This is a genomic window from Candidatus Equadaptatus faecalis (genome assembly GCA_018065065.1).
GTDB classification, from domain to species: domain Bacteria; phylum Synergistota; class Synergistia; order Synergistales; family Synergistaceae; genus Equadaptatus; species Equadaptatus faecalis.
Genome location: JAGHTZ010000097.1, coordinates 21,161 through 28,078 on the forward strand (window position 1 = coordinate 21,161; position 6,918 = coordinate 28,078).

The 6,918-nt window shown below is 51.6% G+C and carries 2 protein-coding genes; both read left to right on the forward strand.

The window, feature by feature from the left end; translation table 11 throughout:
- Positions 1-171 precede the first annotated feature (171 nt).
- Positions 172-5,256, forward strand: coding sequence for a YadA-like family protein (locus KBS54_07680; protein MBQ0056000.1), 5,085 nt, complete (start codon positions 172-174; stop codon positions 5,254-5,256).
- 423 nt (positions 5,257-5,679) lie between these two features.
- Complete coding sequence (locus KBS54_07685) at positions 5,680-6,852, forward strand: ABC transporter substrate-binding protein (protein MBQ0056001.1); 1,173 nt, start codon at positions 5,680-5,682, stop codon at positions 6,850-6,852.
- The last annotated feature ends 66 nt before the right edge of the window (positions 6,853-6,918 follow it).

Consider the following 6,918-nt stretch of genomic DNA (forward strand, 5'->3'; position numbering starts at 1 on the left):
ATAAATCCCGCCGTTTTTTGTAGTTTGTAATTGTTTTTTTGGAAGTTTATGCTGTATAATATGCGAAAGGCGGAACGTATTCCGTCAGATTTGTGTGTCAAACCACGAAAAATTTTTTATTGGCTCATAAATAATTTTTGAAAAAGTAAATATTTTTCAGGAGCGGACAAAATGAAAAATTACAGAAAATTTGCAGCGGCTCTGATGCTTTTCGGCTTTGTCTTTTCAACAGTCTCGCCGGCATTGGCAACTGTTGTGACTGCGAACGGTAAAAATGGAACCGCAGACAGCACAGGCATTATAATTTACGACAGCAGTCTTGAAACAAATGTAAATAAACCCAAAGCCGGAGGACCATATTCTATTGCTCTTGGCTACGGCACGACCGCCGGCGGAAATACTGCCACGGCGATGGGTGGATTTACGACTGCCAGTAACGAGTATTCCACGGCGATGGGATACAAAACGACTGCCGGCGGGAACTCTTCCACGTCGATGGGGTACGGTACAAACGCCAGTGGATTAGCTTCTACCTCAATGGGTTATGGAACAAACGCCAGCGGAAAAGCTTCCGCAGCGATGGGTTACAATACGAACGCCGTTGGGCACGGTTCTTTTGCCGGAGGAGGATATTACGTTAATTCAGACGACAACGCGGCTGGCGGTACGGCGTACGGCAACAGTTCGTTCGCGTTCGGAATAGGGGCGGTTGCCGGCGTTTCAGGTGACGCTGTTAATTACAGCGGAACGATAGCGCTCGGCAACGGGGCGCAGGCGATACACAAAAATTCTGTCGCTCTCGGCAACGGTTCCGTAACAACGGCAGATAACACAATTTCAGTCGGCTATTCCGGCGGCGAACGCAAGATAATGAACGTTGCGGCAGGGATGTATCTCACAGATGCTGTCAATTACGGTCAGATTGTTGCAAAAGCAGATTATGACGGTGGCACGCTTACTTTGAGAAACGCTGATAATGTGAAGATTACGTCAGTGGATATTCCGTACGGTGACGTGCCGGGGTATATTATGGCACTAAAAGCCCTTGATACTGACGGCGGCGCGCAGGCAGCCAGCCCCGGTTCTCTCGCGGCAGGCTACACAGCATCTGCAAGTGCCGACTTTTCTGTTGCGCTCGGTTACGCTGCCTGCGCCGCGGCACAAAGTTCTACGGTGGTCGGTGCTATGGCAGGCACCGGCACAAGCGCAAATTCAACGTCTGTAGGTTACCAGTCAGGCGTATCGAGCGAAAATGGTGTAGCTGTCGGTGCTTACGCGTGCGCGACACAGTCTGATTCAGTTGCTATTGGTTATAGGTCAAATACAACAATTTCAAATACTGTGTCGGTTGGTAATGCAGCAGAGAATATAACGCGCAGAATTGTGAACGTTGCGGACGGCGTGGGCGATTACGACGCGGTCAACAAAAAACAGCTGGACGAGGCAGTTTCGAGCGGTTCTTTGGCGTATATTGGTGCAAAGAAGAGCGCCTCCGGCACGGACGGCAACGCCTCGGCTGACGGGGCAGGCTCACTGGCGGCAGGCTACAGGGCTTTGGTAAGCACCAGCGGGGAATATTCCACGGCTTTGGGCAATTCGGCAATGGTCAGCGGCGCGAAGAACAGTACGGCGGTTGGCGCGTTTGCCTGCATTTCGGCAGGCACAGCGGTCAATTCCACTTCGCTCGGCTATAATTCAACGGTTACCGCGCAGGACGCAGCGGCGCTTGGGGCTTACGCATGCGCTACGGCCGCGAACTCCGTTGCGATAGGCTTTAATTCCTGCGCCTCGGAAAGCGATACGGTTTCGGTCGGCAATGCTTCCTGCAGCATGACGCGCAGAATTGTGAACGTTAAAGCGGGTACTTCGGCAAACGACGCGGCGACATTCGGACAGCTGACAAATTACACGGCGGTCAAAATCAAAAACGGTGAAACAACAAGTGACAATATTACAGGTTCAAACGGCTTGGTGCTTGAAGCCGGTGACAATATTACGCTTGCCGCTGACGGTGCAAACACGATAAAAATCAGTGCGTCAGGCGGCGGCACACTTTGGGAAGCGGGAGAATCCGGCACGGGCAGTATTAAGGCTAAATCCGGCGACAACCACGCAACGAAAGACTATGCTGTTGCGATGGGACTGAATACAAACGCCTCGGGCGAAGCTTCTACGGCAATGGGCTTCAAGTCAGCTGCGGAAGGCAACTATTCACTTGCGGCTGGCTTTGGGACGGAAACGCACGGCGGCGCAGCTATTGCGGCCGGTGCCGGCACCAATGCCGACGGTTACGCCGCGATAGCGCTCGGTCAGGACACAACGGCAAAGACGAATGCCGTTGCTTTGGGTTACGCAACAAAGGCTGTCGCAAAGGCGTCAACTGCGACGGGCTACGGTTCGGAAGCGTACGGCGAGGGCTCGTTTGCCGGAGGCGGACACGTAACGGGTACGCAGATAGTCGGCGGCAAGGCGTACGGCGAAAGTTCGTTTGCGTTCGGTATCGGTGCGGTTGCGGGTCACATAGTATCAGAAGAAACTACAAATCCAGATACTGGCGAACATATAGCGGCGGTTTACGGCGGCGACTATACATTTGCTTTTGGACTGAATGCCAATGCAGGCAATGACAACGCGATAGCGCTCGGCAAAGATACGAACGCCGCAGGAAACGCTTCCGTTGCCATGGGCGAGAATACTAATGCTGACGGTGAAAATTCTACGGCTGTGGGTTACGGAACAACGGCATCAGGACAATATTCTACGGCTATGAGTTTTGGAACTACGGCTGACGGTATTGCTTCCGTTTCGACAGGCTACGGTTCAGCTGCCGCTGGCAGCGGCTCGTTTGCGGGCGGCGGATATTATCTTACGGACAGCGACAACAAAACAGGCGGTACGGCATACGGAAAGAGTTCGTTCGCGTTTGGCGAAAAAGCCAACGCGTCAGGAGAAGCCTCCGTGGCATTCGGAAAGAATACCAACGCTTCGGGAGAGGCTTCGACGGCGCTGGGATTTAAGTCAACTGCGGGAGGCAACTATTCACTTGCGGCTGGCTTTGGGGCGGAAACGCACGGCGGTTCTTCGCTTTCTGCCGGTGCCGGTACAAACGCTGACGGTTATGCCGCGATAGCGCTCGGTCAGGACACAACGGCAAAGACGAATGCCGTTGCTTTGGGTTACGCAACAAAGGCTGTCGCAAAGGCGTCAACTGCGACCGGCTACGGCTCGGAAGCATACGGTGAAGGCTCGTTTGCCGGAGGCGGACACGTAACGGGTACGCAGATAGTCGGTGGCAAGGCGTACGGCGAAAGTTCGTTTGCGTTCGGAACGGGCGCGGTTGCGGGTCGCATAGTATCAGAAGAAACTACAAATCCGGACACTGGTGACCCCATAGCGGCAGTTTACGGCGGCGACTACACATTTGCGTTTGGTCAGAACGCTGTTGCAGACAAGGATAACGCGATAGCGCTCGGCAGCGGTTCAAGCGCGGGACACGCAAATTCGGTGGCGCTCGGAAGCAGCTCCGTGACGGCAGGAGAATATGAAGTTTCGGTCGGTGATGCCGCGAACAATATATCGCGCAGGCTTACAAATCTTGCGGAAGGTACTTCGACAAACGACGCTGTCAATTACGGACAGTTCAAAAAAGCTGTAGTCGAGGCAAGTTACTCGGGGGGCGTCCTGACGATGACCAACGAGGGCGGCGATACCGTGTTTTCGCAGGCATTTACTTCAAGCGGAACAATACCCGGAGCAGTCGTGTACGATAACCCTGATACAAAGACGAAAGTAACGCTCAACGCGGGAGGAGAAGCTGTAACCGTTACAAACGTTGCCGACGGTACGGCAGACAGCGACGCGGCAACCTATGGACAGCTTAAACAGAACATCACCAGAATAGAGACGCTTGAAACAACGGTGGGCAATGCTTCGTCGGGACTTGTAAAAGCTGTTGCGGACATTAAGGCGGACGCTGTTAAAACGGTAAGCTACGACGCGGCAACAGGAAAGCTGACACAGACAACAATAAACGGAACAACAACCGAAATAGGAACCATAACCGGCGGCGGAGAAGATAGTAACGCCGTACACTACAGCGCGGACAAGTCGAAAATTGAACTTTTGGGCAGCGGCGGAACGACAATCAGCAATGTGAAAGCGGGAACGGCAGATACAGACGCTGTCAATGTAGGACAGATGAACGAAAAACTTGCTGAAAAAGCCAATGCGGCAGATCTCACAGCGCATACAGGCAACAGCGGTATTCACGTAACCGCAGCGGAAAAAACAAAATGGAACGATTATGAAACGACAAAAGCGGACAAAGCGACAACGCTTTCCGGCTACGGAATAACCGACGCCTATACGAAAGAAGAAGTGAACAAGAAAATAGCGTCAGGCGGAATAGAAATTGTTGAAGGAGAAAAATTTGACGAGGACAACGACCAAAAAGCAAGCGCGACAGGTGCCGGAGCGTTTGCGGCGGGTTACAACAACAACGCAAGCGGCGTAAAATCCACGGCGGTCGGTTACGGCAACATCGTAACGGGAAACAGCTCAGGCGCGTTTGGCGACCCGAACGTTGTTACAGGCAGCGGAAGCTATGCGATAGGCAACGACAACACGATAGAGGGCGACAACAACTTTGTCCTCGGCAGCAATGTAAAGCTTGGAAAAGGCGTTACAAACACCGTAGCATTCGGTTCTGCTGACGGAAAACCGCTGGAAGTAACAAGAAGCAGCACCGTAGCGGTCGGCGGACGCACAATAAGCGGCTTGGCGGACGGCACAGCCCCAATGGACGCGGTGAACAGACGTCAGCTTGACGTTGTAAGAAATGAACTCGGCTCTGTATCAAACGAAGTAAAAGAAGTCGGCGCGATATCAGCGGCATTGGCAGGTCTGCACTACGCTGAACCGAGCGGCGAAGCAGGCGACAAACTTGTCGGGGCGGTGGCGTACGGTGGTTACAGGGGCGCAGGCGCGGAAGCGGTAGGACTTGCCTACAAGCCGAACCCGAACATGATGCTTTCCGCGTCAACGTCAATCAGCAACGGAAACGACAGTCAGAACGCGTATAACGTCGGTTTCAGTCTGAAATTCGGCAAGGGCGAAACGGCGGTGACGAGAGCCGAGCTTCAGAAACAGGTGAAATACGTCAGCGAAGAAAATAAGGCTTTGAAGGACAAAGTTGAGAAACAGGACGCAAGAATACAGGCGCTTGAAGAGCTTGTGAACAGGCTTCTGAAGAAATAACGGCGTAAAACTGCTGTACAGGCGGCGGAGAAATCCGCCGCTTTTTTGCTGATACCGCATAAAAGTAAAACCTGCACAGTCTGACAGTTCAAAAATGATGTGTTAGGCATATGGCTGTTTTTTTGATGTTAATTGCCTAAAAGCTTAGCATTTACAATAGTTTATTTAATTTTTGCCGCATTGTTCCTGTATAAACAAAAATGAACTAAAATTAAATAAAAGTTTTTTACTTTACAAAATTTGAAAAATAGTTTATTATCTTCATCGTTCTCTCCCGAAGACAGACGGGTATCAGAGCAGCGGAGGTGCGTTATGTATTTTACGGTCAGCAGCAGAATGCGACGATGCGGCAGTTCGTTTGAATTTCAGAAATCAGAGAAGTTTTGCGAAACGCGTTAAAAATATAATCAGGAGGTAAGAAAAATGAACAAAAAGGCATTGGCAATAGTTGCAATTCTTATAATTGCTTTCTGCGGCTGGTATTTTGCCGGTCACGGCGCGAAACAGGACAGCGGGGACACGATCAATATAGGTTATCTTGCGGCTCTTACAGGCGACTTTGCGGCATACGGAACGGCAGAAGCCAATTCCGCGCAGCTTATTATTGACGAAGTCAACGCAAAGGGCGGAATGTTCGGCAAGAAACTGAAACTGGTTGTCTATGACACGAAGTCAAAATCAGAAGACGCAGTCAATGCAGTCCGCAGAATGATTGAAAACGATCACGTCTGCGCGGTGCTTGGCACTAACACCAGCGGAATAACACTCTCAACCGCCCCTATCGTCAACAAGGCGCAGGTTCCGCAGATTGCGACCTGCGCGACAAATCCGCTCGTAACTGTTGACGAAAAAGGAAACGTGCGTCCCTATTCGTTCCGCGTCTGCTTTATTGACCCGTATCAGGGCAAGGTTGCGGCAGAGCTTGCAGTTAACGATCTCGGCACGAAGAAAGCGGCTATTCTTTACAACGTAGGTTCCGACTACGCGCAGGGACTTCGCGAGTTCTTCATAAAAAGCTTTACGGAGCTTGGCGGAAAGGTTGTCGCTGACGAGGGCTACCGTGACGCGGACGTCGATTTCCGCGCGCAGCTCACGAAGGTTAAGGAAAAAGGCGCCGACGTTATGTTCCTCCCCGGTATGGGCAAGGATATGGCGCTTATAATCAAACAGGCGAAGGAACTCGGAATCAACATTAAGGTTATCGGCGGCGACGGTTATGCGGATTTCATGAGCGAAATTGCCGGAGACGCGATGAAGGGCACCTACTGGGTCAACCACACGTATCTCGGCGACCCGCAGATGGTTCCCGTGTTCGCCAAATACAAGGAAACCTACAAGGACGAATGCAAGGAATTTACGAACCTCACCATGGCATACGACGCGGCGAAATGGCTCGTATGGGCAATGGAGAAAGCAGGCTGCGCAGAAGGTCCGGCAATAGCGAAGGCGCTTGAAAACACGAAAGACGTCAGGCTTACGCATTTCACGATTTCAATTGACCCGAAGGATCACAACGTAATTAACAAGCCTGCGGCAATTCTGAAAATAGCGGATGACCTGAAAGGACATTTTTACAAGGTTATCCAGCCCAAATAGCAGAGAAATTTTTTGAATACATAAAGGGCAGGGCAGCTTGCCCTTTATGTATGTTATAATGGCTGC